A 23,671-nucleotide genomic window follows, 5' to 3' on the forward strand; every position below is an offset into this window, starting at 1 on the left:
TGCTTCACCCCTATCTATTCTTCATTAATTCACGCTGAATACGTGCTAATTTTCCTTGTAAACTTCCGTCATAAATGCGATTTCCAATGCGTACTTTAATTCCGCCTAGTAAATCTTCATCTACAACATTTTTCACGCGAATTGCATCTTTTCCCGTTCTCTTTGCAAATGCTTCTGCAATGTTAAGCTTCTCTTCTTCAGATAGAAGACGAATAGAATATACAGTTGCATCCGCTACGTTACGTTCTTCATTAGCAAGAACAACATATTCATCTGCAATTTCAGGTAAGATATCAATACGCTTGTTATCAATTAAAATATATAACGTATTTAAAATTGATTCAGAAACAGATCCGAATACGTTTGCAAGAAACGTTTTCTTCTGCTCTTTTGAAATGTTCGGTTGCGTTAAAAAGCTATGTAGTTCTCCGTTCTTTACATAAACGTTTTGTACAAGGCGTAATTCTTCTTCAAACATTTCTAATACGTGTTTTTCTTTTGCAATTTTAAAAAGAGCGACAGCATAACGTTTTGCTACAATCCCATTGCTCATCGCGCTTCTCCTACTTCTTTAATATAATCGCGAATTAACTTAACTTGATCTTCTTCTTTTAATTCTTTTTCAATTACTTTAGAAGCAATTTGAACAGATAAAGAAGCGACTTGTTCTTGTAAAGCAGCAATCGCTTGCTCTTTTTCGCGTTGAATTTCTTGTACAGCAGATGCTTTAATTGATTCTGCTTCTTCTTTCGCAGCAGCAACAATAACATCCTTTTGATCTACAGCTTGTTTTTTCGCTCTTTCGATTAACTCTTGTGCTTCAACACGTGATTGTTTTAACATTTCACGTTGTTCTTCTACTAACTTCTTCGCTTCAGCGTTACTTCTTTCTGCAGCGTCGATTTCATTAGTAACATGCTCTTCACGTTCTTTCATAATTCCCATTAAAGGACCCCACGCAAATTTGCGTAGCATTACTAATAGAATTAAGAAAATGAACAATGTATAAGCAATCGTTCCAAATGGAATGGCAGCTCCTAATAATAAAGTTGGCACAAGGATTCACTCCCTTCAAAATATCTAAATTGATCATATGAAAAAAAAGACATACGTTTCGTTCATAAAGCAATGGCGAAGAAAGTTCGGAAAAACACTCTTCGCCATCTATGTAAGGGGAGTCTCCCTTATTTGTTCATTACGATGAATGCAATAACTACACCGATGATTGGAAGTGCCTCAACTAAAGCAACCCCGATGAACATAATTGTTTGAAGTGCGCCTTTTAATTCTGGTTGACGAGCAACACCTTCGATTGTACGTGATACGATAAGACCGTTACCAATACCTGCACCTAATGCTGATAAACCAATTGCAATTGCAGCTGCGATTACACCTAAACTCATTTAATTTGTCCTCCTTTGTATTATAAAAAAATAAATTTTTTCTTACTTAAATTATATTAATGGTCATGACTTACTTTATGAGCCATATAAACCATCGTTAACATAACGAAAATAAATGCTTGGATTGATCCAACGAATACACTGAATCCCATCCATGCTAACATTGGTACAAGCGCACCTAATGCTCCAAGGAATGATGCCCCGCCTAACTTAGCAAGTAATCCTAATAAGATCTCACCTGCATAAATGTTACCGAATAAACGAAGACCTAACGTTAATGTGTTAGCAAACTCCTCAATAACCTTTAATGGGAATAAGAATTTCATAGGTTGGAAATAACCTTTAACATACTCTTTCGTACCCTTCATCTTAATTCCATAATAATGGGTGAGGGTAACTACCATCACGGCTAATGTTAATGTAACTGCTGGATCAGACGTTGGTGACCTCCACCATGCAATATGTTCGCCAGCTTCAGTTGCTGAATACATGAATGGTAAACCAAGGAAGTTCGATACGATGATAAACATGATAAGCGTAACGCCAAGCGTTAAGAAACGTCCACCTGTTTTCCAGTCCATCGTACTATTGATAATCCCTTTCACGAAGTCAAACACCCATTCCATGAAGTTTTGCATCCCGGTTGGGCGAAGGGCTAAGCTGCGAGTTCCGATAACAGCGATTAAGAAAACAATAACTGCTGCTACAGTAACCATCATAACTGATGACAAATCGAACGTTAAACCTAGAAATTTAACTAATTTACCGTGTTCCACTAGTAATTCACCTCTCTTCCCTGCTCTTATACTCTAAATAAAGAAAATCTATGATCATGACAAGGTATCCTGTCAGCAATCCTACACCTAAGCCCCACATCGCAATTAACTCTTGATATTTGGCTGCAAATAAAATTAATAACCCAATCGTGGCGAATCTTGAATATGTACTTACAGCTGTCGCCTTAAACTTCACGTTTTCTCCATTTGTTACGCGATCTAACAGCTTGTCTGTTCTACGTGCAATGATGCGCAAACTAAGAAAACTGAAAATCGTTCCGATAATCAGCCCAAGAAATACATCCTTGTAAGAGGTAAATCCCCATCCTAGCACTAGAAGCGCAAGCAAGTAGTACATATATTTCTTTTGTCTTTGGACAAGTCCATGTACGTCTATCATCATTGCTCTCCCGAATAGTAATGTCGAATGAGTCGAATCATTGCGTATACCCCTGTTCCTAACCCGAGTAATAACCCTATAATAAGAAACAATGGAAACGTTCCAACCTTATTATCAATCCACTGCCCACCAAAGATTCCAACAAGTATAGAACCGACTAACTGAGCAAGAATTCCTGACATTAAAGCATATGCTTTTATATGGCTGCGATCGTTTTTTTGCAAGGATTCATCCCTCCAATATGTAACCCTCATTCACGATGTGTTAATAATAACTCATTTTTTTGCATAAATCCTATACAAAACAAAAAGTTTACATTTTCGTCACGGAATAGATGTAATTTTGTCACTGAAAGCCCTACCATCTATCCCCGTTGTTAGCATACAATAGGGTATTAACAGTGTCAACGAGAAATCGTAAAAAATCTAAAAATTTGAGTATTAGGCATTTCCTCCCAAAAATGAAAACGTTCCCCTTCTAAATACTGGTTACATATATGCAATTTCTAACAGTTTTCTCTTTATAATAGAAGGAAATGTTCACAAGTTTGTCACTATTATATTTTCGAGATATAACGCTTTCCTTCCATAATATAGTGTTCCTCAGACGTAAGACTTCTATATTATATGTGATGTGTATGCAACTTATGTTGTATATACGATGTATATTTATCCTCCCCCTCCCCTACTTGTTTGCAGCAAAAAAAAACGAGCAGGGGAATCTCCCCTGCTCGTCAGTTGTCTTACTTCGTTCCGAATAAACGGTCACCAGCATCACCAAGACCTGGTACTACATATCCGTGGTCATTTAATTTCTCATCTAATGCTGCTACATAAATATCAACATCAGGATGTTCTTCTTGTACTACTTTTACCCCTTCTGGAGCTGCAACGATACACATTAATTTAATTTGTTTCGCACCGCGCTTTTTCAGAGAGTTAATTGCTTCAGCCGCAGAACCACCTGTTGCTAGCATCGGATCTAGTACGATAAAGTCGCGCTCTTCTACATCCGTTGGAAGTTTCACATAGTATTCTACCGGTTGCAATGTTTTAGGGTCACGGTATAAACCAACGTGTCCTACTTTTGCTGCTGGAATTAATTTCAGAATTCCATCAACCATTCCTAAACCTGCACGTAAAATCGGAATTAAACCAAGTTTTTTACCAGCGATCACTTTTGTTGTCGCTTTGCTTACAGGCGTTTCAATTTCGATGTCCTTAAGCGGAAGGTCGCGAGTAATTTCGAAAGCCATTAAGCTTGCTACTTCGTCCACTAATTCACGAAAATCTTTCGTACCTGTATTCTTATCGCGAATATATGTAATCTTATGTTGAATTAACGGGTGATCAAATACATACAGTTTTCCCATGTGAATCTCTCCTTTAGATGATATTCATGCGTTTGCACGCTTTTTTACACTATTTACGATTGTAAAGAAAACGCTACTAATATTCAAGGGCAAATTTGGCAAAATCATGATTTTACGATGAATCTATCTAGTATCTTTACCAATTATGGGAGCTGTATCCTTCATTATATCGCCAAAATTTATTCATCATTTGTATACATACTTTAAAAATAATATATGTCCACAAAAAAGACCGCCAAAACAATTAAGTCTCGGCAGTCTTCTTCAATCTATTATAGATTTGGATACATTGGGAATTTGCTAGTTAACGCTTCTACACGCTTACGTACTTCTTCTAATGCAGCTTCATTTTCATGATTTTTTAATGTATAAGCAATAAGTGACGCAATTTCATCCATTTCTTCTAAACCGAAACCACGAGATGTTACAGCTGCTGTACCGATACGTACACCACTTGTTACAAATGGGCTTGCTGTTTCAAATGGAATTGTATTTTTGTTCACTGTAATACCAACTTCATCTAATACGTGCTCTGCTACTTTACCTGTGATTTCTAAGTTACGAACATCAATCAAGATTAAGTGATTGTCTGTTCCGCCAGAAACAAGTGTAAGTCCTTCTTTTTGAAGACCTTCAGCTAAGCGGTTCGCATTGTTAATGATATTTTGTGCATATGTTTTGAAATCATCTTGAAGTGCTTCACCAAACGCAACAGCTTTTGCAGCGATTACGTGCATAAGTGGACCACCTTGAATACCAGGGAAGATTGATTTATCAATTTGTTTTGCAAATTGCTCTTCACATAAAATCATACCACCACGCGGGCCACGTAACGTTTTATGTGTTGTCGTTGTAACGAAATGTGCATGTGGTACTGGATTTGGATGTAAACCAGCAGCTACTAAACCAGCGATATGTGCCATATCAACCATTAAATAAGCGCCCACTTCATCTGCAATCTCACGGAATCGCTTGAAATCGATAACACGAGGGTATGCACTTGCACCTGCAACGATTAATTTTGGTTTATGTTCTTTCGCTTTTGCTAATACATCATCGTAATTAATACGGTGAGAGTCAGCATCCACGCCATATTCTACGAAATTATATTGTACTCCACTGAAGTTAACAGGGCTTCCGTGTGTTAAGTGACCACCATGAGATAAATTCATACCAAGTACTGTATCGCCTTGCTCTAAAATCGTGAAGTATACTGCCATGTTCGCTTGTGCACCAGAGTGTGGTTGAACATTTACGTGCTCTGCGCCGAAAATTTCTTTCACGCGATCACGTGCGATATCTTCTACTACGTCTACGTGTTCACAGCCACCATAATAACGTTTTCCAGGATATCCTTCAGCATACTTATTCGTTAAAACAGAACCTTGCGCCTCCATTACTGCTTCACTTACGAAGTTTTCCGAAGCAATTAACTCAATCTTCGAACGCTGTCTTCCTAGTTCTGCCTCAATTGCAGCAAATACCTTTTCATCTTGACGTTTTAAATAATCCACCAAAATCCCCCTTTTCTGAACGAATTACATCAATTCCCAACAGTTTTTTCTTATTTATTCAGAAAAAACGAAAATTCAGGTTGTAATTCTTTCGAACCTTCATGTTTTCAACTACATTCTAACATGACTTTCTATATCATAAAAGAAAAAAAAGACCGAAAATCGGTCTTTTCTTTCTTCTACTATAAAGTCAGACAACATACCTTTTATCTTATGATAAACAGCTACTATATGACTTCCTAATTTCTCATATTTAACTGCAAGTGGTAGTCTCTTCCGCCACCGCGTAAACAGCACGTGCTCCACCTATTAGTTTTCCACGTGTTTTAGCCATCGTTACATGTGCACTTCCAATTGCCTTCACACTTGTACGAACCGGAACAGCTACATGTTTTAAATGCATACCAATAAACGTATCACCAATATCCATTCCTGCATCTGCTTTAATAAACTCAACTACTACCGGATCTTTCAAATTGTGATACGCATATGTTCCCAATGCACCACCTGCTGATCTAACAGGCGTAACTGTTACAATTTCAAATTGATATTTTATCGCTACTTCTCTCTCAACCACTAAAGCACGGTTTAAATGCTCACAACATTGAAACGCTAATTCAATACCTGTTTGCTCTTGAAATTGTTTTAACTCAGAAAAAATCGCCTCTGCTACTTCCATCGTTCCTGATGTTCCAATTCTTTCGCCTAGCACTTCGCTCGTGCTACAACCCACTACAAAAATTTGACCGCTTTGTAATGAAGCTTGTTCTTGGAAATCAGAAAGCGACATTTGTAGCTGTTCTCTTACCTTTACGATTTCTGTCATTACGCCTCTTCCTTTCACAGGTTGGTTCACCAAATTATATTTCACACTACTGATAGTTAGAATGTATTACTTTGTTTCGTATGTTTTAATTTTTCCTACGCGGTTTTCGTGACGACCACCTTCATAGTCAGTTGTTAACCAGATTTTCGCGATATCACGCGCTAGACCAGCACCAATTACACGCTCGCCCATTGCTAGCATGTTAGTGTCATTATGCTCTCTCGTTGCTTTCGCGCTGAAAGTATCATGAACTAACGCACAACGGATACCATTTACTTTGTTTGCTGCGATTGACATACCAATGCCTGTCCCACAAACTAAAATACCACGATCCACTTCACCATTCGCTACCATTTCAGCTGCTGGAAACGCAAAGTCAGGGTAATCAACAGAACCAGCTTCACATTCACAACCTAAATCAATATATTCAATATTTAACTCTTCTAATAAATTTACAAGTTCTTTGCGGATATTCATACCGCCGTGATCAGATGCTATTACTACTTTCATTTTTACCCCTCCAAAGTTTCAATCAATTATCTTCATTTCACACTCGCTACCTCAATAGGACGAAGTGATCTCCAATATCGTATTATACACGAAACATCAACCTACCGAATGTTTTTTCAGTAAAGTTTGTACAAGTTTTTCCATCTCATCTAACGTTTCTTTATAAATAGAAAGCGAGCCTCCAAATGGATCTGAAATGTCCTTGCCTATACCTTCAGTTAATCCATATAACGTATTCAATTTCTTTTCAATACTCGGATAATGCCCAAGTACAATTTGTTTATGATTTTCTGTCATCGTTATGACAATATCAGCCCAATCAAGCAAAGTTTCGTTTACTTGCTGCGCGGTATGGTCAATTGAAATCCCTTTTTCAGCTAAAGCTTCCTTCGCATGTACCGATGCATCGCTCCCAGGATAGGCGAAAACACCGGCAGATTGTACTTCAAACCTATCTCCTCCGTGATGACGAAGCAACGCCTCAGCCATTGGGCTACGACATGTATTGCCAGTACAAACAAATAATACTCGTTTCATCCAAACCCACCCCTATATTCGATTTCTTACCACTCATCATAACTTACATTAGAATAGAACAAAAGAAATGTGAATATACAAAAGGCGCATTTCTCTTATATTTTTTCTAAGAAAAATGCGCCTTATCCACATATATGTGAAACCCTATTTCCAAGTGCCCAGAGTATTTTAACATACCTACTGAATATGCAACAAAAATAAGGAATCCATTTCATACGAAACGGATTCCTCTTATACAGCAATTATTTCATTGTAACTTTCATTACTTCTGTTGAACCTTTTGTAGCTGTTACGCCTACAGTTGTCTTAATAGACTCAGCTGCATCTGTGTTTGTAATAACGATTGGAGTAATTGTGCTTTTCGCTTTTTCACGGATTAATTCTAAGTCGAATGAGATTAATTTATCTCCAGCTTTTACAGCTTGGCCTTCAGAAACGTGAGCTTCGAAACCTTCGCCTTCCATTTTTACAGTTTCTAATCCAACGTGGATTAAAATTTCTGTGCCGTTTTTCGCTTTAATTCCGATAGCATGTTTTGTGTGGAATAATTGTACGATTTCACCATCAACTGGAGATACAACTACACCTTCAGTAGGATCGATTGCAACACCGTCACCCATCATACGACCAGCGAATACTGGATCTGGTACTTCTTCAATATTTTTCACTGCTCCAGTTAATGGAGCTACGATTGTTTCTTCATTTGTTTTTGAACCAAGACCGAATAATTTTTTAAACATAGGATAGTCCTCCTTATAATTTACCTAAAAGTTTATAGGGCAATCCCTAGTAAAGCTCGGGATACATGTAAGACTTCATACTTCGAATATTATACTGTAAAAACGCTTTCGAAATAAATTACGTCATTACTAATAGACTCTTATTGTAGCGCTTCACAAAATTCCAGTCAATTCTGATTGTCTGAATAACAATAAGAAGTTAACTTCTATTTATATTTTCTCTTTTTTTGCCCAACTTGTCTAGAGGTCTTTACCACATTTTATTTTTTGTTGTTAATTTGTAAAATTTAATTCAAACTTTTTTCAAAATCCACTTGACTAAAGTAAGTAACTATTTTATTATTACTTACGTAAGGTAAGTTAATAATTTTTAGGAGGTTTTTAAAAATGATGGATTTCGGTCTACTTATTATTCGTCTTATTATAGGAATTACATTCATGGGTCATGGCGCTCAAAAATTATTTGGTTGGTTCGGCGGTTACGGTTTAAAAGGAACAGGTGGCTGGATGGAGTCAATCGGTTTACGCCCTGGTGTATTTATGGCATTTATGGCTGGCGCAACTGAATTACTAGGTGGTTTCTTATTCGCATCAGGTATTTTCATTGTAGTTGGTTCATTATTTATCGTTGGAACAATGTTAATGGCTATCTTCACTGTTCACGGAAAAAATGGTTACTGGGTAACACAAAATGGATATGAATATAACTTAATGTTAATCGCTGTTGCTGTTGGTGTAGCTTTAATCGGACCTGGCGCATACGTTTTACTTTAATTTTTATCTCAGATTTGAGATTCTTGAAAAAGAACTTACTTCATTACAATTGAAGTAAGTTCTTTTTATGAAACAAAATATTATTTCCAGCAGGATTTTCTCATCGTTATCTTGTAAACAAACAATAAGTATTCATATTTAGAAAGGGGATTACAAGCATGTTATCCATTAATCCAAATGAACAAACTGAAAAAGATAATTACAAATTACTTACTGGAAGTATCATCCCTCGCCCTGTCGCATTCGTTACTTCTTTAACAAAAGACGGTGTATTAAACGGCGCACCATATAGTTATTTTAATATTGTCGCTGCTAATCCACCACTTATCTCAGTATCTGTACAACGAAAAGCCGGAGAAAGAAAGGACACTTCCCGAAACGCAATTGAAAAAGGTGAATTTGTCGTACATATTTCTGACGAATCATATGTAGCAGCAATTAATGAAACAGCAGCTAATCTCCCGCCAAATGAAAGTGAAATTGAACTAGCAAAACTAACACCAATTGAAAGTGAAGTTATCTCCGTTCCAGGTGTAAAAGAAGCAAATATTCGAATGGAATGCGTATTAGAACGTGCAATTCCACTTGGTGGAACAGAAGACTCACCAGCTTGTGATCTACTAATTGGACGCGTCGTTCGTTTCCACGTTGCCGAACATCTATATGAAAAAGGGCGCATTCACGCAGAAGGACTCAAACCAATAAGCCGCCTAGCAGGACACAACTATGCAAAATTAGGAGAACAATTTGAATTGGTTAGGCCAGTTTAAAAGTGGAAGTGGCCCGTTTAGCTCTGACCAGCTAAGGTTCTCTCGCACAAAAGGTGCTTTTTACCTTTCGTGCGGGAGGTTCTTAGATGCGAAGAGCCGGCCACTGGAACTGGATAATATCTAAAAGCAGAAGCGGCTCGCTCAGAATGGGAGGGGGATGGAGCTTCTGACGTAGAGGCGCTTTTTGCCTCGCAGGAAGACGCGAAGCCACCGACCATTCTAGCCGCTGGAACTGGATAATATCTAAAAGCGGAAGCGGCTCGCTCAGAATCGATTCCTGCCATCACTCAAACATAAAAATCCCCTGCTTTTTAGCAGGGGATTTTTATCATTGTAATTCTTCCTTCTTTTCCTCTAAAGTAGGCAGTTTTTCTTTTTTCGGTTTCCCTAGCTTAATTACGAAGAAGTATAGGGAAAGCAGTGTAATAAGAAAAACAATTAAAAACGGGTACGGAGAGTAAAAGGCACGCGCCGCCTCAGTCTTTCCCGCAACAAATTTCAATGACTCAATATCTAAAAACTCAGCAAACATTTGTACACCGAGCATACTAAACCAAAAAACAAAAAAACTAATAATAACACCAAAAACTTGCTTCAATCTCGTCATTCATCTCATCCTTTCTATATCTGTAATTTTTAGTGCAATAAATATAGTACAAACAAAATATTCACAGAAAGGAACCATCTCACCATTCACGAATTAACTTAATCCAACCTAACATCGAAATTTGCAAAATAATACCCCAAATTATAAGTATTCTTAGCCATCGAGGAAAGAAGGTTAAAAACTTAACGTACCATTCCAATAGCTTGTTCATAATTCCCTCCTACATAAAATTATATAGGAAAAAGGATATATAATCCAAATCCAACCAAAATGATGCCACCTACTATCTCGCCATATGTACCGAGCATATCTTTCGCATGTCTCCCAATTAATAGACCAATCCATGCTAATAACATGCTAACAAATCCAAAAAGTAATATTGTAATGATTGTTTGTGCCCCATAAATACCAAGACTAAGCCCTACTGAGAAACTATCTATACTAACGCCAAATGCAAATACGAATAAGCTAATTCCAATAGGGGCAGTTCTAGTCTCTTCATTTTGTAAAATGGTCGAATATACGATATAAAAACCTAGTCCGATTAATAAAATAGCACCCGCAAAATGTGCAATATCTCCATATTTCTCTGATAAAAAACGACCTAGTACCATTCCTATAAACGGCATAATAATATGAAATATCCCTATCGTCATACCAATATACAGGATTTGTCTTAACTTTAGGGGCATCATCCCCATACCAAGACTCACCGAGAACGCATCCATCCCTAAGGCGAATGCCATAATTATTAAAGGTATTAGCTGTTCAAACGTCATTCATGCCCCTCCTTGGACGTGCTACTTCACAATATGCTTATCCAAGGAGAAATATTCTGTTTGCTAACCTTACCTTATCATTCAATAATAATATGATGTCCTGCCGCTTTTGTTAAACGATTCATAATAGCATTTCCTATTCCTTCATTAGGGAAAGACTCACTAAAAATAACATCCACTTCACTTGCATCAAATGTTCTAAGTACATCATATAGTTTAGTCGCAACGCTAGCTAAGTCACTTCGAACACCACAAGACAATATAACATCTGCGTTATATACATGCTGATACTCTTCCGTCGTTAATACACCTACTTTAAATCCTTCTTCCTTTTTCTCATCCACAAGATGCTGAATAAACTCACGTGAGCCCTCAACAATACTAAGTGGTGCTTTCGGCGCATAATGTGTATATTTCATTCCAGGTGATTTCGGTTTTTCCTTCTCATCCTTTAAAGCTGGATCTAAAGAAACGGTACCTATCACCGCTTCTAATTGTTCTTTCGTAATCCCACCTGGACGTAATATTGTTGGAACCGTGCTTGTACAATCAATTACTGTTGATTCAACGCCTACTCCAGTTGCACCACCATCAACAATACCTGCAATCTTCCCATTCAAATCTTCATATACGTGAGAAGCTAGTGTTGGACTTGGACGCCCTGAACGATTCGCACTTGGTGCCGCAACAGGTACATTCGCCTCTTCAATAAGAGCAAGTGCAACTGGATGATCAGGCATTCTTACCCCAACCGTATTAAGTCCCGCCGTCACCCTCTCTGAAATCCCTTCTTTTCTCGGCAAAATAATTGTTAATGGTCCTGGCCAAAAATGCGCCATTAACTTCTCTGCAACTGGTGGAATTTCTTTCACAATCCCATCTAACTGAGATTTTGTACCTATGTGGACAATAAGTGGATTATCACTCGGTCTTCCTTTCGCTTCGAAAATTTTCGCGATTGCTTCATCATCCATCGCGTTTGCACCTAACCCATATACTGTTTCCGTAGGGAAAGCAACCGCCTCATTTTCTCTTAATAATTTTGCTGCTTCTTGTAACTGTGGATAATATTTTTTTCTTTCCACAACATTATCCACAACCCACATATTTGTATGCATTTTTTTCCACGTCCTTTTCTACCCTTAAATACTTGTCTATTTTTAGTTTACTATGAGATTTATCCAAAAGACAAACAAGGTTTATCCACAAAATGTGGATAAACCTAATTAATCCGTGGATAACTTTGTGAATAGCTGACAATTTAGTATTATTGCATTCTGCTCTTTTATATTTTTACAAAAATGTTCTAGCTGTTGAATTCCCTCTGGAACCTCATCCTTTTCTATAGCAAAAAAGTCAAAAAACTGAAAGATCGGTACAGATTGTGGATGATTTGTTAGTAAGTACAATTGTTGAACACTTTTTTCTTTCATATACTGCAAAAACGTTTCAAAAAAATATAAGAAAGTCTGTTTATCCACATGAGGTGTGAATAAACAAGAACGAATAAGTACATCTTCCCCACTTTGTTCATAACCAATTACAGCTCTTATTTCTTCCGCCTCTTCCAAAATCATAAATTGTGCGTACAACTCATTTATTTTATCATCTTTTTTATTAGCTTGTCCGAAAAAAGAATGTAATCTTTCCACATCTGCTTTCGTAGCAAAATACACTTTCTTCATAATAAATCCCTCCTCATTTTTATATATGAGGAGGGATTTATCAATAGTACTATTTAGAGAATAAAGATGTAAAAGCTTCTACAATAAACAATTTAACTTCTGGTTTTTCTTCTTCCTCTTCTACTTTTACATACTCATTTTGCTTTTCTTGTTTTTTCTCCACAGGTTTCTCCACTTTTTCCACAGTTTTTGTTTCTTCTTTACTTACAGGCTGCTCTTCAACTTTTGTTTCATTTTTTACTACTTTCTTTTCAGAAGATGTTACTTTTTTTACCACTTCCTGTTTTATAACTTTCGTTTCTTTTACCTTATCCACTTTCTTCTCTTCTGTATTTACTACTTCCTCATCTAGTTGTTTCACCTGCTCCTCTTCAGGAGATTCCGCCTTCACAACGTGCTCTTCTTTTCTTACAGCCGTCCCACTCGAAAAATCTAAGAAACACATTGGTGGAAATAATACACACCACCAGTTCGCCCCTTCACCTTCTCCAATTGTGATCAATACTGCTTCATATTCTCCTGCTGGATAAATAAAATTCCCATATACCTTTGTAGGAAACTTTACATTCTTACTAAATTTCACTTGAAATGATTCTTTACTTCCTTCTCTTTTTAACGTATTTTCCACCGTTTTCTCGATTTCTGGAATATGACTTTGAATTACTTTGCGTGCCTCTTCAAATGAAGTTAAATCCGCTACCCATCCATCAATTTGTGCTTTTACTTCATCACGCACTTTACGCTTTAATGCCTGGTCTTTATCTGAATCACTATTTGCTAAAATTCGCAATCGAACGGCCTCTTTCGGAATGACTGAAGGCCCTTTCGCATCAGCTTTCATATATCCAAACTGCACAAGTAACTGTGCACCAATTAATAATATAAGAAGATAAGCAATAACTTGTTTTTTCATTTCCTCCACCGTCCCTTCTACAAACAGTGTGGACAGACTTTCATATTTCTAAACTATTAAATTCAAAATCTATATGAATTTTCCCACAAAAAAATAGAGTAAGGTGTGAACCTTACTCCATCTCTGCAAATACCATACGGTCTTTTCCGTTAATATCAAAAACAACCTCGACATGGGCATGTGGAAAAGCTTGTTGTAACAATCTTTTTACATCCTCACCTTGTCCTACTCCAATTTCAAACGCTACAATTGCTTTCTCCTGCAACACATTCGGCAATTCTTTCATAAAACGGCGATAAAAATCTAATCCGTCTTCTCCACCAACAAGTGCTCTCTTCGGCTCATGCTCTTTCACAACAGGAGAAAGACCACGCCAATCCTCTTCCGGTATATATGGAGGATTTGAAACAACAACATCTAGCTTTTGACCCGTTTTATCAAATGGTGACAATAAATCACCGTGATAGAACGTTACTTCTGCACCTAAAGCTTTTGCATTTTCTTTTGCAACTTCAATCGACTCTTGTGCAATATCTACTGTATATACGTGGAGATTTTTATTTTCTAAAGCAAGCGTAATAGAAATCGCTCCACTACCTGTGCCTATATCTGCTACATGTAGTTCCTTGTCGCCAAAATGGCGCTCAATTCTTTCTAATACTCCTACTATAAGCTCTTCTGTTTCCGGTCTTGGTATTAATACTTCTTCATTCACAAAGAACGACCGGCCATAAAACATTTCATAACCAATCATATATTGAATAGGAATACCTTCTACATGCTTGTGGATAAACTCCGTAAAGCTTGCCTCTTGTTCCTCATTTATTTCTTCACGCATATTCATAAGTAATCCTGTTCTGTTCATCTTTAATACATGACAAAGGACAATTTCTCCCGCATTTTCATCTCGTCCATTTTCCTGTAAAAAAGAAGAAGCCCATTTCAGGGCTTCATAGACACGCATTACTCAGCTGCCTCCATCCTTTGAGCCTGATCTTCCATCACTAAGGCATTGATGAAATCATCTAACTTACCTTGTAAGATTTGATCTAGCTTTTGAATCGTTAAACCGATTCGATGGTCTGTAACACGGTTTTGCGGGAAGTTATACGTACGAATACGCTCTGAACGATCACCCGTACCAACAGCTTGTTTACGGTTTTGATCATATTCAGCTTGTGCTTCTTGTCTAAACTTATCATAAACACGTGCGCGTAATACTTTCATCGCTTTTTCTTTATTCTTAATTTGTGATTTCTCATCCTGACAAGATACAACTACACCAGTCGGTAAATGCGTTAAACGTACCGCTGACATCGTTGTATTAACACTTTGTCCACCAGGACCACTAGAAGCGAATGTATCAACACGAACATCTTTCTCGTGAATGTCGATTTCTACTTCCTCTGCCTCTGGTAATACAGCTACAGTTGCTGTAGATGTATGAATACGTCCACCAGATTCCGTTTCAGGAACACGTTGTACACGGTGAGCACCATTCTCGAATTTCAGCTTCGCGAAAGCACCTTTACCGTTAATCATAAAGATAATCTCTTTATATCCACCTAACTCTGTATAGCTAGCCTCGATAATCTCCGTTTTCCAGCCCTGTACCTCAGCGTAACGGCTATACATACGGTATAAGTCACCAGCAAATAAAGCGGCCTCGTCGCCACCAGCAGCCCCACGAACCTCAACGATAACGTTCTTATCATCATTAGGGTCCTTTGGAACTAGTAAAATTTTCAGACGTTCTGATAACGTTTTTTCTTGTGATTCTAACTCAGAAACCTCTTCTTTTACCATGTCACGCATTTCTGCGTCTAACTTCTCTTCTAACATTGCTTTCGCATCTTTTAATTGCTCACGAACATCCTTATACTCACGATACACCTCTACCGTTTCCTGTATATCAGACTGTTCCTTTGAATATTCACGAAGTTTATTTGTATCGCTAATAACCTCTGGGTCACTTAACAATTCATTTAACTTCTCATAACGATTTTCTACAGCTTGCAAACGATCTAACACATCATTCACCTCTACATCCTAGTATCTAATACAAATAGTATATGGTACTTACTCAAAAAAACGCAAATTATATTTAAAAGCGTAAGCGGCTCACACCAACCACACTCTCTATTCTGAAAAAAACCCGCCTTGCGCAGCGAGTTTTACTTATCTTTGTTTGTAGGAACTGCATGACAATGACGACAGCGTGGCTCATACGATTCTGAAGCCCCAACTAAAATAATCGGATCATCAAATGCCGCTGGTTCTCCATCAATTAATCGTTGTGTACGACTTGCCGGAGATCCACATGCAGAACATACTGCTTGTAGCTTTGTTACATGTTCAGCAATCGCCATCAGCTGAGGAACTTGTCCAAATGGTAGACCACGGAAATCTTGGTCTAAACCAGCTACAATGACACGATAGCCACGATTTGCCAATACTTGCACCACTTCCACAATGTCCCCATCAAAGAATTGTACCTCATCGATTGCAATTACATCCATATCTTCAGTGATATGTTCAAATATATCTTTTGAAGCTGAAACAGGAACTGCTTTTACCTTTAATCCGTTATGTGATACAACGTCTTCTTCACTATAGCGATTATCAATACATGGTTTAAATACAATTGCATGTTGTTTCGCAAATTGCGTACGGCGCACACGGCGGATTAACTCTTCTGATTTACCAGAAAACATACTACCGCAAATCACTTCAATCCAGCCATTTTGATTTATTAAGTACATGAAGCTCTCCTTTCATCTACTTTTTAGTTAAAAGTAGGGTAAAGGTATAATATTTTCACAAAAAAAACAGACAAGCGAATACATACACTTGCCTGTTTTATGTTTTTATTACTTGATACCGTATTTCTTATTGAAGCGATCAACGCGTCCGTCTGCAGTAGCAAACTTCTGACGTCCAGTGTAGAATGGGTGAGAATCAGAACTGATCTCAACTTTTAGTAATGGATAAGTGTTACCATCTTCCCACTCAACAGTTTCGCTAGAGCCTTTAGTAGACCCGCTTAAGAATTTGAAGCCTGTGTTTGTGTCCATGAATACAACTTTCTTGTAATCTGGGTGAATTCCTGCTTTCATTCTTTTCATCTCCTTCCGCCCTGAATCATTTTCGAAACAGAGTTTTTCATCTTCAGCTGCATACACAACTATATTGATGAAACACATATGATGAAATTATAACAAGGCTAACTTCATTTTGCAACTACCTGTTTTTGTCTTTTGAAATTTAAAGTGTAGACGGCTCGTTTAGCTCTGACTGGCTAAGGTTCTCTCGCACAAAAGGTGCTTTTTACCTTTAGTGCGGGAGGTTCTTAGACACGAAGAGCTAGCCGTCGGAACTAGATACAATTTAAAAGCAGAAGCGGCTCGTTCAGAATGGGAGGGGGATGGAGCTTCTGACGTAGAGGTGCTTTTTACCTCGTAGGAAGACGCGAAGCCACCTACCATTCTAGCCGCTGGAGCTGGATATTAACTTAAAAGTGGCGGGGGCTCGCTCAGCTCTGACCAGCTAAGGTTCTCCCACTTATTTCTCTCTTTAATATCACCTAAAAGGCATAAAAAACTCGCTTACTATAAAATAAGCGAGTCCCAATCTTTTCCCTTTACTTAGTTGTTACATATCTTTTCGAGTCTGCAACAATGTTTTGTAAAAATTCTTCGTTTGTCTTTGTTTGACGAAGCTTACGTAAGAAACTTTCAACAAAGTCTGGTGTATCACGCATTGTTTTACGAATGCCCCATAACTTGTCTAAATGCTCTTTTGGAATTAATAGATCTTCTTTACGTGTACCAGAACGACGAATATCAATCGCTGGGAAGATACGACGTTCAGCTAACGAACGATCTAAGTGAAGTTCCATATTTCCAGTTCCTTTAAATTCCTCGTAAATAACATCGTCCATACGAGATCCTGTATCAACAAGGGCTGTTGCTAAAATTGTTAAGCTACCGCCTTCTTCAATATTACGTGCCGCTCCAAAGAAACGCTTCGGTCTATGGAAAGCCGCTGGGTCGATACCACCCGATAATGTTCTACCACTTGGCGGAATAACGAGGTTGTAAGCTCGCGCTAAACGGGTAATACTATCCATTAAAATGATAACATCTTTTTTGTGCTCTACAAGACGCATTGCACGTTCTAACACAAGTTCAGCTACTTTAATATGATTTTCTGGTACTTCATCAAAAGTAGAACTTACAACGTCGCCCTTAACAGAACGTTCAATGTCTGTTACTTCCTCTGGACGCTCATCAATTAAAAGCACAATTAATTCTGCTTCTGGATGATTTGTTGTAACACTGTGTGCAATTTCTTTTAATAGACTTGTTTTACCAGCCTTTGGAGGCGCAACAATTAAACCACGTTGTCCAAATCCAACTGGTGCGATTAAATCCATGATACGTGTCGGTAACTTTTTCGGTTCCGTTTCCAATTTCATTTGGCGATCTGGGTATAATGGTGTTAATGCAGGGAAATGCACACGCTCTTTTGCTGAATCTGGATCATCTCCGTTTACAGCTTCAACTTGTAATAACCCAAAATAGCGTTCATTTTCTTTCGGAGGTCGTACTTTACCAGAAACTTTGTCTCCATTACGTAAATCGAAACGACGAATTTGCGAAGCTGAGATATAAATATCTTCTGAGCTTGGAGAATAGTTGATAGGACGTAGGAATCCAAATCCTTCTGATTGAATAATTTCTAATACGCCTTCCATGAAAAAGAAACCTTCTTTTTCTGCTCGAGCTTTCAAAATAGAAAAGATTAACTCTTTTTTCGTTAACTTGCTATAATACGAAATCTTAAATTCTTTCGCAAGCTCGTATAACTCTTTTAATTTCATGTTTTCTAATGCTGCAATTGACAAATTCATTCAGACACCACACTTTAACGTTATTCTCTTTTTTCATGGGTAAAGGGAAAAAATACGGAAGGCAAATAATTAATAATGAAAGGCAATAAGTTCAAGTAGGGTAATATTCACTATTGTAACCCTTTTATCTAGTTTTAATCAATACGTTGGAACACAAATACAAGAAGCGAAGACAAGAAAATTTGTCTTCGCTTCTTATTTAATTTAGTTCCGGCTCCGATAGTTAAAAAGATCGACCATTTTAACCTTTCTGAACGAGCCGCTTCCACCTTTTACTTAATAACCAAGTTCGGTTTTTTATTTAAGCTATGACGACCATCTACAAAGCGAACTGTACCTGATTTTGCACGCATAACAAGAGATTGTGTTGTTCCTACGCTACCTTTAAATTGAACACCACGTAATAGTTCACCATCTGTTACACCTGTTGCTGCAAAGATTGCATCGTCACCTTTTACTAAGTCCTCCATACGAAGGATACGATTAATGTCTTCTATGCCCATTTTTTTACAACGTGCTAATTCAGCTTCGTTTTGTGGCAATAGTTTTCCGTGAATTTCTCCACCTAAACATTTTAAAGCAACTGCTGCTAATACACCTTCAGGTGCTCCACCAGATCCAAATAGAATATCTACACCTGTACGGTCAAACGCTGTATTAATTGCTCCAGCTACATCTCCATCGTTAATTAATTTAATACGAGCACCAGCCTTACGAATTTCTTCGATAATTGCTTGGTGACGTGGACGGTTTAAAACTGTTGCTACAACATCTTCAATGTCTTTATTTTTCGCTTTCGCAACTGCACGTAAGTTATCAATAATAGGCGCATCAATGTCGACTGCCCCAACTGCTTCTGGGCCAACCGCGATTTTATCCATGTACATGTCAGGAGCATGTAACAAATTACCGTGGTCTGCAATTGCAATAACAGCAAGAGCATTCCAGCCACCAGCTGCTACGATGTTTGTCCCTTCTAAAGGATCAACCGCAACGTCTACACGTGGTCCATATCCTGTACCTAATTTCTCTCCGATATATAGCATTGGTGCTTCATCCATCTCACCTTCACCAATTACGACTGTACCTTTCATCGGAATTGTATCAAATACATCACGCATAGCTGATGTTGCTGCACCGTCTGCCTCATCCTTTTTCCCGCGCCCCATCCAACGCGCTGATGATAATGCTGCAGCCTCTGTTACACGTACTAACTCCATAGATAAACTTCTTTCCACAATAATCCCTCTCCTTTAAGTCTTTATATTTCTGCCGTATTTTGTGAACCGTGTTTTTCTATAAAGTGTACTTCCGCAAGTAGTGATGCTTCGCTTCCCCCTTACGGAAGTATCACTTATGCGTTCTTCATCTCTTCAATTTCTTGTTTTGTCATTTGTTCTCGCCAAATGTTTGCTCCAAGCCCTTTAAGCTTGTCCACTATATTCTCATAACCTCGATCAATATGCTCAAGTCCTGTTACTTCTGTAATTCCATCTGCCATTAACCCTGCAATAACAAGTGCTGCTCCCGCTCGTAAATCACTCGCCTTCACTTTTGCACCTTGCAGTAACACAGGACCAGTTACAATTGCCGAACGACCTTCTACTTTAATTTGAGCATTCATACGACGTAATTCATCAATGTGTTTGAAACGGGCACCGTAAATTGTATCTGTTACAACTCCCGTCCCGTGCGCCTTTGTTAAAAGCGTCGTAAACGGCTGTTGTAAATCTGTTGGAAAACCTGGATATACAAGCGTTTTGATATCAACTACTTTTAACTTTCTATTACCGTTCACTGTAATTTGATCATCATTCGTTTCAACTTGAACACCAGCTTCTCTTAGCTTAGCAGTAACTGATTCTAAATGCTGAGGAATAACGTTATCAACCGTTACTTCTCCTCCTGATGCAGCTCCTAGAATCATATACGTACCAGCTTCAATACGATCTGGGATGATAGTATGGTGACAACCATGTAAAGAGTCCACACCATCTATTCGGATTACATCTGTACCAGCACCTTTAATACGTGCTCCCATGCTTGTTAACAATGTAGCTACATCAATAATCTCGGGCTCTTTCGCTGCATTTTCAATAACAGTTCTACCTTTTGCTCGTACAGCTGCTAGCATAATATTAATCGTAGCCCCCACACTAACAACATCTAAATAAATACGTGCTCCATGTAGTTCATCTGCTCTTAAATAGATGGCACCTTGTTCATTTGTAACATGTGCACCTAGCGCTTCAAACCCTTTAATATGCTGATCAATCGGCCTCGGTCCTAAGTGACATCCACCCGGAAGCCCAATAACAGCTTTTTTAAAACGGCCAAGCATCGCACCCATTAAATAATAAGAAGCGCGCAATTTTTTCACTTTTCCATTTGGCAAAGGCATTGCAACCATGTTAGAAGGATCGACTACCATCTCTTCCTCCTGTCCATAAGTTACTTTCCCTCCAATTTCCTCTAGTAAGTCACCTAACATTTTCACGTCCGAAATATTAGGGACACCACCAATAGTTACTGGAGTATCTGCTAAAATTGTCGCTGGAATTAATGCAACGGCACTGTTCTTTGCACCGCTTACTCGAATTGTTCCATTTAAAGCTCTTCCGCCTTCAATCAGCAATTTTTCCATATTGAGCTCCCTTCTTGTGAATGTATTTACTTTCTATCTTTTCATAGAAAGCTCCCCTTAAGAATCTCAATTACTCTTTCCATCCCAAAACTCAATAAATAGGAAACCATTATCTCCATTTCTCCTGTAGCACGAATAGATAAAGATCAACTATTCATCGAATTCACTTTATCAATTTAGATACGTTATCACATTTATTAATAGGACTATGCACATTATTTTCTATTTAAAAACCAAAAATGATAAAATCTTTCGACTTGTTCACGCTTTCATTATACAACGAAAGGAAACCGTCTAAAAGACTAGACGGTTTCCAAAACGGAATTTTATTCTTACGCTTTACCGTTAGAACCGAACTCACGCATTTTACCAGCAACAGTTGCTTTAATAGCGTCGCGGCCAGGTCCAATAAATTTACGAGGATCGTAAACTTCTTGGTCTTTGTTTAATACTTCACGAACAGCTTTTGTAAACTCGATTTGGTTCTCAGTGTTTACGTTGATTTTTGAAGTACCTAAAGAGATAGCTTTTACGATATCAGCAGTTGGGATACCAGTACCACCATGTAATACTAAAGGTACGCCAGTGAAGTCACGAACTTGTTCCATTTCAGCGAATCCTAAGTTAGGCTCACCTTTGTAAGGACCGTGTACAGAACCTAAAGCTGGAGCTAGGCAATCGATACCTGTTGCTTCAACAAGGTGCTTACACTCTGCTGGGTCAGCGTAAATTACGCCTTCAGCGATTACGTCGTCTTCTTGTCCGCCAACTGTTCCAAGCTCAGCTTCAACAGATACGTTACGAGCGTGTGCGTATTCTACTACTTGTTTAGTAGTTTCAACGTTTTCTTCGAATGGGTGGTGAGAAGCGTCGATCATTACAGATGTGAAACCTGCATCGATTGCTTCTTTACATTTTTCGAAGCTTGAACCATGGTCAAGGTGAATCGCTACAGGAACAGTGATGTTCATTTCTTCGATTAAAGCTTTAACCATAGCTACAACTGTTTTGAAACCAGTCATATGACGAGCTGCACCCTCAGATACACCTAGGATTACAGGAGATTTTTCTTCTTCCGCAGCAGCTAAGATAGCTTGAGTCCACTCTAAGTTGTTCATGTTGAATTGACCAACTGCGTATTTTCCTTCTAGTGCTTTGTTTAGCATTTCTTTCATAGAAACTAAAGGCATGGTGAATCCTCCTAAAAAACGTTTTTTGTATCCGATAAGTTCTTATCGCTGGTAGTATGACCAGAATAAGGTAAAATATGTATATCTACATACCGGACTTTTTTCTACACTCAATAGGATAACAACTTGTACTCAAAAACTCAACCGTATTCACCTGCACAATAGTCCATGTAAACGCTTTTTTCCATATTTTTTATAAAAAATTCATTTTTACGCCTCTACAGCGAGCTCATTTCTCACAGCTTGACGAATTTCATCAATATCAAATGGTTTAGCAAAATGCATTAAAGCTCCTAAATCTTTTGCTTCTTGGATCATATCAAGCTCTCCATAAGCAGTCATTAAAATGACTTTAATACTCTCATCAATTTCTTTTACATGCTTTAAAATCTCTATACCATCCATGCCTGGAATTTTCATATCTAACACTACTAAATCTGGATTATCTTTTTTCACGATATCTAAAGCTTGAAATCCATTCGCTGCTTGGAATGTCTGATAACCTTCTTTTTGGAACACTTCATGTAATAACACACGAATCCCATATTGATCATCAACAATTAAAATTTTACCTTCCATAATTCCCAACCTTTCTGTGTAAGTACAAGATTTAAAGCTTCTTATATCTTAACGATTTATTTTCGCTATTCTTTGGCAAATTCCTTCCTATTCTTTCTTATTTTACCGTTTCCTATTTTGTTATGCTACCCTACGATTTCACCTTTCTAAAAAAATAAACTATAATGAAAGCCGGCAAGCACGTACGAAAGGAGTAATATTATGTTAAAAATTTTTTCAACTCAATTAAGTGGTTATTTCTCCAAAATTTCTCAAAAAGAAGAAATGAATATAGAAGATAGCGCTCGTTTACTTGCTCAAGCACTAGTTGGCGATGGTTTCATTTATTTATATGGTACAAATGAAATGGAGGGCGTTGTTGCCGAAGCACTATTCGGTGCTGAACCAATGAAGCAAGCAAAACGCTTATTTGAAAATGGTAAAGAAGCAGAAGTAACCTCTGCGGATCGTGTACTTCTTATTAGCCGTTTTTCAACAGATGAAGCGGTTGTAGAAATTGCAAAAAAACTACAAGAAGAGGGACACTCTATTGTCGGCATTTCTGCTCTTCAAGAAGGTACGGAATCACTGGAACAATATACAGACGTACATATTGATACAAAATTGTTAAAAGGTCTTATTCCAGACGATGAAGGTAATCGCTACGGGTTCCCAAGCTTAATAGTAGCTTTATTTGCTTATCACGGAATCAAATTTATAATTGATGAAATGTTAAATGAATATTAAAAAAAGCGCCTTAT

The 23,671-nt window shown here is 37.9% G+C and carries 31 protein-coding genes; 3 read left to right on the plus strand and 28 right to left on the minus strand.

Going from position 1 to position 23,671, the window contains the following annotated elements; translation table 11 throughout:
- Positions 1–10: 10 nt before the first annotated feature.
- From atpH to QCI81_RS13420, 13 genes are all read right to left on the minus strand, one after another.
- On the minus strand, positions 11–553 hold the full coding sequence (atpH, locus tag QCI81_RS13360) for a F0F1 ATP synthase subunit delta (RefSeq protein ID WP_000064682.1): 543 nt from the start codon (positions 551–553) through the stop codon (positions 11–13).
- Complete coding sequence (atpF, locus tag QCI81_RS13365; RefSeq protein WP_001142615.1) at positions 550–1,056, minus strand: F0F1 ATP synthase subunit B; 507 nt, start codon at positions 1,054–1,056, stop codon at positions 550–552. Before atpF ends, atpH begins: the two co-directional genes overlap by 4 nt.
- Positions 1,057–1,184: 128 nt before the next feature.
- Positions 1,185–1,403, minus strand: coding sequence for a F0F1 ATP synthase subunit C (gene atpE / locus QCI81_RS13370; protein ID WP_000052064.1), 219 nt, complete (start codon positions 1,401–1,403; stop codon positions 1,185–1,187).
- 56 nt (positions 1,404–1,459) lie between these two features.
- Positions 1,460–2,179: a F0F1 ATP synthase subunit A gene (gene atpB, locus QCI81_RS13375; RefSeq protein ID WP_000399879.1), complete on the minus strand. Its 720-nt coding sequence runs from the start codon at positions 2,177–2,179 to the stop codon at positions 1,460–1,462.
- Positions 2,180–2,186: 7 nt separating this feature from the next.
- The gene (locus tag QCI81_RS13380) at positions 2,187–2,579 is read right to left on the minus strand and encodes an ATP synthase subunit I (RefSeq protein ID WP_000567600.1); all 393 of its coding nucleotides are present in this window, start codon (positions 2,577–2,579) and stop codon (positions 2,187–2,189) included.
- Positions 2,579–2,803: an AtpZ/AtpI family protein gene (locus tag QCI81_RS13385; protein WP_001171223.1), complete on the minus strand. Its 225-nt coding sequence runs from the start codon at positions 2,801–2,803 to the stop codon at positions 2,579–2,581. Before QCI81_RS13385 ends, QCI81_RS13380 begins: the two co-directional genes overlap by 1 nt.
- Positions 2,804–2,829: 26 nt before the next feature.
- Positions 2,830–2,943, minus strand: coding sequence for a DUF4024 domain-containing protein (locus QCI81_RS13390; RefSeq protein ID WP_000232962.1), 114 nt, complete (start codon positions 2,941–2,943; stop codon positions 2,830–2,832).
- Between the two features lie 378 nt (positions 2,944–3,321).
- Positions 3,322–3,951 carry a uracil phosphoribosyltransferase gene (gene upp, locus QCI81_RS13395; protein ID WP_000517539.1) on the minus strand — a complete coding sequence of 210 codons (630 nt, stop codon included), beginning with the start codon at positions 3,949–3,951 and terminating at the stop codon, positions 3,322–3,324.
- Between the two features lie 272 nt (positions 3,952–4,223).
- Positions 4,224–5,465, minus strand: a complete 1,242-nt coding sequence (gene glyA, locus QCI81_RS13400; protein ID WP_327974720.1) for a serine hydroxymethyltransferase — start codon at positions 5,463–5,465, stop codon at positions 4,224–4,226.
- 253 nt (positions 5,466–5,718) lie between these two features.
- Positions 5,719–6,291, minus strand: coding sequence for a TIGR01440 family protein (locus QCI81_RS13405; RefSeq protein WP_000136377.1), 573 nt, complete (start codon positions 6,289–6,291; stop codon positions 5,719–5,721).
- 66 nt (positions 6,292–6,357) lie between these two features.
- Positions 6,358–6,801: a ribose 5-phosphate isomerase B gene (gene rpiB, locus QCI81_RS13410; RefSeq protein ID WP_000869538.1), complete on the minus strand. Its 444-nt coding sequence runs from the start codon at positions 6,799–6,801 to the stop codon at positions 6,358–6,360.
- 96 nt (positions 6,802–6,897) lie between these two features.
- Positions 6,898–7,338, minus strand: coding sequence for a low molecular weight protein arginine phosphatase (locus QCI81_RS13415; protein ID WP_097961431.1), 441 nt, complete (start codon positions 7,336–7,338; stop codon positions 6,898–6,900).
- Positions 7,339–7,580: 242 nt separating this feature from the next.
- Positions 7,581–8,078 (minus strand): PTS sugar transporter subunit IIA, encoded by a 498-nt coding sequence (locus QCI81_RS13420; protein ID WP_000473666.1) that lies wholly within the window; start codon positions 8,076–8,078, stop codon positions 7,581–7,583.
- 387 nt (positions 8,079–8,465) lie between these two features.
- On the opposite strand from QCI81_RS13420, the gene QCI81_RS13425 reads away from it, so the two are divergent.
- The gene (locus QCI81_RS13425) at positions 8,466–8,852 is read left to right on the plus strand and encodes a DoxX family protein (RefSeq protein WP_000968616.1); all 387 of its coding nucleotides are present in this window, start codon (positions 8,466–8,468) and stop codon (positions 8,850–8,852) included.
- A gap of 158 nt (positions 8,853–9,010) precedes the next feature.
- Positions 9,011–9,622, plus strand: coding sequence for a flavin reductase family protein (locus tag QCI81_RS13430; RefSeq protein WP_000949046.1), 612 nt, complete (start codon positions 9,011–9,013; stop codon positions 9,620–9,622).
- A gap of 328 nt (positions 9,623–9,950) precedes the next feature.
- Here QCI81_RS13430 and QCI81_RS13435 read toward each other — a convergent pair whose 3' ends face one another.
- The 15 genes from QCI81_RS13435 to spo0F form a co-directional block, all read right to left on the minus strand.
- Positions 9,951–10,229 carry a DUF3935 domain-containing protein gene (locus tag QCI81_RS13435; protein WP_023523563.1) on the minus strand — a complete coding sequence of 93 codons (279 nt, stop codon included), beginning with the start codon at positions 10,227–10,229 and terminating at the stop codon, positions 9,951–9,953.
- Between the two features lie 79 nt (positions 10,230–10,308).
- Entirely contained in the window at positions 10,309–10,440 is a 132-nt protein-coding gene (locus tag QCI81_RS13440) for a hypothetical protein (RefSeq protein WP_023523564.1), read from the minus strand.
- Positions 10,441–10,459: 19 nt separating this feature from the next.
- On the minus strand, positions 10,460–11,008 hold the full coding sequence (locus tag QCI81_RS13445; RefSeq protein ID WP_000142475.1) for a manganese efflux pump MntP: 549 nt from the start codon (positions 11,006–11,008) through the stop codon (positions 10,460–10,462).
- A 77-nt stretch (positions 11,009–11,085) separates the two neighbouring features.
- On the minus strand, positions 11,086–12,126 hold the full coding sequence (locus QCI81_RS13450) for an L-threonylcarbamoyladenylate synthase (protein WP_000557356.1): 1,041 nt from the start codon (positions 12,124–12,126) through the stop codon (positions 11,086–11,088).
- 108 nt (positions 12,127–12,234) lie between these two features.
- Positions 12,235–12,693: a GNAT family N-acetyltransferase gene (locus QCI81_RS13455; RefSeq protein ID WP_000758441.1), complete on the minus strand. Its 459-nt coding sequence runs from the start codon at positions 12,691–12,693 to the stop codon at positions 12,235–12,237.
- Positions 12,694–12,742: 49 nt separating this feature from the next.
- Complete coding sequence (gene spoIIR / locus QCI81_RS13460; RefSeq protein ID WP_043924870.1) at positions 12,743–13,606, minus strand: stage II sporulation protein R; 864 nt, start codon at positions 13,604–13,606, stop codon at positions 12,743–12,745.
- A 112-nt stretch (positions 13,607–13,718) separates the two neighbouring features.
- Positions 13,719–14,570 (minus strand): peptide chain release factor N(5)-glutamine methyltransferase, encoded by an 852-nt coding sequence (prmC, locus tag QCI81_RS13465; RefSeq protein WP_023523566.1) that lies wholly within the window; start codon positions 14,568–14,570, stop codon positions 13,719–13,721.
- Positions 14,570–15,637: a peptide chain release factor 1 gene (gene prfA / locus QCI81_RS13470; protein WP_000887066.1), complete on the minus strand. Its 1,068-nt coding sequence runs from the start codon at positions 15,635–15,637 to the stop codon at positions 14,570–14,572. The genes prmC and prfA overlap by 1 nt, the downstream gene beginning before the upstream one ends.
- Positions 15,638–15,780: 143 nt before the next feature.
- The gene (locus tag QCI81_RS13475; protein ID WP_000280851.1) at positions 15,781–16,368 is read right to left on the minus strand and encodes a thymidine kinase; all 588 of its coding nucleotides are present in this window, start codon (positions 16,366–16,368) and stop codon (positions 15,781–15,783) included.
- Between the two features lie 108 nt (positions 16,369–16,476).
- The gene (locus QCI81_RS13480) at positions 16,477–16,722 is read right to left on the minus strand and encodes a type B 50S ribosomal protein L31 (RefSeq protein WP_000643435.1); all 246 of its coding nucleotides are present in this window, start codon (positions 16,720–16,722) and stop codon (positions 16,477–16,479) included.
- Between the two features lie 524 nt (positions 16,723–17,246).
- Positions 17,247–18,518, minus strand: a complete 1,272-nt coding sequence (gene rho / locus QCI81_RS13485; RefSeq protein WP_001053903.1) for a transcription termination factor Rho — start codon at positions 18,516–18,518, stop codon at positions 17,247–17,249.
- A gap of 272 nt (positions 18,519–18,790) precedes the next feature.
- Positions 18,791–19,756, minus strand: a complete 966-nt coding sequence (gene glpX, locus QCI81_RS13490) for a class II fructose-bisphosphatase (protein ID WP_000442336.1) — start codon at positions 19,754–19,756, stop codon at positions 18,791–18,793.
- Positions 19,757–19,872: 116 nt separating this feature from the next.
- Positions 19,873–21,162, minus strand: a complete 1,290-nt coding sequence (gene murA / locus QCI81_RS13495) for a UDP-N-acetylglucosamine 1-carboxyvinyltransferase (RefSeq protein ID WP_000413248.1) — start codon at positions 21,160–21,162, stop codon at positions 19,873–19,875.
- Positions 21,163–21,494: 332 nt separating this feature from the next.
- Positions 21,495–22,352: a class II fructose-bisphosphate aldolase gene (locus QCI81_RS13500; RefSeq protein WP_001131856.1), complete on the minus strand. Its 858-nt coding sequence runs from the start codon at positions 22,350–22,352 to the stop codon at positions 21,495–21,497.
- A 210-nt stretch (positions 22,353–22,562) separates the two neighbouring features.
- On the minus strand, positions 22,563–22,931 hold the full coding sequence (gene spo0F / locus QCI81_RS13505) for a sporulation initiation phosphotransferase Spo0F (protein WP_000398594.1): 369 nt from the start codon (positions 22,929–22,931) through the stop codon (positions 22,563–22,565).
- Between the two features lie 201 nt (positions 22,932–23,132).
- Between spo0F and QCI81_RS13510 the strand changes: the two genes are divergently transcribed.
- Entirely contained in the window at positions 23,133–23,657 is a 525-nt protein-coding gene (locus tag QCI81_RS13510; RefSeq protein WP_071731518.1) for a DUF2529 domain-containing protein, read from the plus strand.
- The last annotated feature ends 14 nt before the right edge of the window (positions 23,658–23,671 follow it).

Origin of the sequence: Bacillus cereus group sp. MG20, from assembly GCF_040459885.1 — a bacterium.
Taxonomy (GTDB): Bacteria; Bacillota; Bacilli; order Bacillales; family Bacillaceae_G; genus Bacillus_A; species Bacillus_A cereus.

Bases quoted from the DNA above. Each gene is read 5' to 3' on its own strand.
- atpH (WP_000064682.1), bottom strand. From the start codon at position 553: ATGAGCAATGGGATTGTAGCAAAACGTTATGCTGTCGCTCTTTTTAAA.
- atpE (WP_000052064.1), bottom strand. From the start codon at position 1,403: ATGAGTTTAGGTGTAATCGCAGCTGCAATTGCAATTGGTTTATCAGCA.
- QCI81_RS13380 (WP_000567600.1), bottom strand. From the start codon at position 2,579: ATGATAGACGTACATGGACTTGTCCAAAGACAAAAGAAATATATGTAC.
- QCI81_RS13390 (WP_000232962.1), bottom strand. From the start codon at position 2,943: ATGGTAGGGCTTTCAGTGACAAAATTACATCTATTCCGTGACGAAAAT.
- upp (WP_000517539.1), bottom strand. From the start codon at position 3,951: ATGGGAAAACTGTATGTATTTGATCACCCGTTAATTCAACATAAGATT.
- QCI81_RS13405 (WP_000136377.1), bottom strand. From the start codon at position 6,291: ATGACAGAAATCGTAAAGGTAAGAGAACAGCTACAAATGTCGCTTTCT.
- rpiB (WP_000869538.1), bottom strand. From the start codon at position 6,801: ATGAAAGTAGTAATAGCATCTGATCACGGCGGTATGAATATCCGCAAA.
- QCI81_RS13415 (WP_097961431.1), bottom strand. From the start codon at position 7,338: ATGAAACGAGTATTATTTGTTTGTACTGGCAATACATGTCGTAGCCCA.
- QCI81_RS13420 (WP_000473666.1), bottom strand. From the start codon at position 8,078: ATGTTTAAAAAATTATTCGGTCTTGGTTCAAAAACAAATGAAGAAACA.
- QCI81_RS13425 (WP_000968616.1), top strand. From the start codon at position 8,466: ATGATGGATTTCGGTCTACTTATTATTCGTCTTATTATAGGAATTACA.
- QCI81_RS13430 (WP_000949046.1), top strand. From the start codon at position 9,011: ATGTTATCCATTAATCCAAATGAACAAACTGAAAAAGATAATTACAAA.
- QCI81_RS13435 (WP_023523563.1), bottom strand. From the start codon at position 10,229: ATGACGAGATTGAAGCAAGTTTTTGGTGTTATTATTAGTTTTTTTGTT.
- QCI81_RS13440 (WP_023523564.1), bottom strand. From the start codon at position 10,440: ATGAACAAGCTATTGGAATGGTACGTTAAGTTTTTAACCTTCTTTCCT.
- QCI81_RS13445 (WP_000142475.1), bottom strand. From the start codon at position 11,008: ATGACGTTTGAACAGCTAATACCTTTAATAATTATGGCATTCGCCTTA.
- QCI81_RS13450 (WP_000557356.1), bottom strand. From the start codon at position 12,126: ATGCATACAAATATGTGGGTTGTGGATAATGTTGTGGAAAGAAAAAAA.
- QCI81_RS13455 (WP_000758441.1), bottom strand. From the start codon at position 12,693: ATGAAGAAAGTGTATTTTGCTACGAAAGCAGATGTGGAAAGATTACAT.
- spoIIR (WP_043924870.1), bottom strand. From the start codon at position 13,606: ATGAAAAAACAAGTTATTGCTTATCTTCTTATATTATTAATTGGTGCA.
- prmC (WP_023523566.1), bottom strand. From the start codon at position 14,570: ATGCGTGTCTATGAAGCCCTGAAATGGGCTTCTTCTTTTTTACAGGAA.
- QCI81_RS13475 (WP_000280851.1), bottom strand. From the start codon at position 16,368: ATGTACTTAATAAATCAAAATGGCTGGATTGAAGTGATTTGCGGTAGT.
- QCI81_RS13480 (WP_000643435.1), bottom strand. From the start codon at position 16,722: ATGAAAGCAGGAATTCACCCAGATTACAAGAAAGTTGTATTCATGGAC.
- rho (WP_001053903.1), bottom strand. From the start codon at position 18,518: ATGAATTTGTCAATTGCAGCATTAGAAAACATGAAATTAAAAGAGTTA.
- murA (WP_000413248.1), bottom strand. From the start codon at position 21,162: ATGGAAAAATTGCTGATTGAAGGCGGAAGAGCTTTAAATGGAACAATT.
- QCI81_RS13500 (WP_001131856.1), bottom strand. From the start codon at position 22,352: ATGCCTTTAGTTTCTATGAAAGAAATGCTAAACAAAGCACTAGAAGGA.
- spo0F (WP_000398594.1), bottom strand. From the start codon at position 22,931: ATGGAAGGTAAAATTTTAATTGTTGATGATCAATATGGGATTCGTGTG.
- QCI81_RS13510 (WP_071731518.1), top strand. From the start codon at position 23,133: ATGTTAAAAATTTTTTCAACTCAATTAAGTGGTTATTTCTCCAAAATT.